This window comes from Kocuria cellulosilytica (assembly GCF_040981245.1).
Lineage (GTDB): Bacteria > Actinomycetota > Actinomycetes > Actinomycetales > Micrococcaceae > Kocuria > Kocuria cellulosilytica.
In genome coordinates, this window is the sequence record NZ_JAVFWZ010000087.1 from 1 (window position 1) to 585 (window position 585).

The window sequence follows — 585 nt, forward strand, 5'->3', positions numbered from 1 at the left end:
GCGGCAGTGGCTGGACGCCCTGCCGCCCCCACCGAAGGACATCCCATGATCATCACCACCGCCAGCGTCTTCGTGGACGACCAGGAGAAGGCCCTGGAGTTCTACACGACCAAGCTCGGCTTCCAGGTCAAGACCGACGTGCCGGCCGGGCCCTTCCGCTGGCTGACCGTCGTCCCGCCCGAGGCCCCGGACGGGGTGGAGCTGCTGCTGGAGCCCTCCGCGCACCCGGCCGTCCCCCCGTTCAAGGAGGCCCTGGTGGCCGACGGCATCCCGTTCAACAGCTTCGCCGTCCCCGACGTGCAGGCCGAGTACGAGCGGCTCACCGCACTGGGCGTGCGCTTCGTGCAGGAGCCGGCGCAGATGGGACCGGTGACCACCGCGGTGCTCGACGACACCTGCGGCAACCTGATCCAAATCGCCGCCATGAGCATCCCGGAGCCGGCCCCCGCGGAGTAGCAGCGGCCCCCGACCCGTGGAGCGTCCGGAGCGGGTGTCGTTGTTGCGGCTGGGTCAGAACAGGGAGCGCCGCTGGCGGGAGGCGATGAGCGTCTGGGCCACGATGTGGCCCGAGCCGCCACCCAGGCC

At 71.5% G+C, this 585-nt stretch carries 1 protein-coding gene; it reads left to right on the plus strand.

Annotated elements, in window-relative coordinates; translation table 11 throughout:
* Positions 1-45 precede the first annotated feature (45 nt).
* Positions 46-456, plus strand: coding sequence for a VOC family protein (locus tag RCG67_RS17130; protein WP_368828006.1), 411 nt, complete (start codon positions 46-48; stop codon positions 454-456).
* Positions 457-585: the final 129 nt, after the last annotated feature.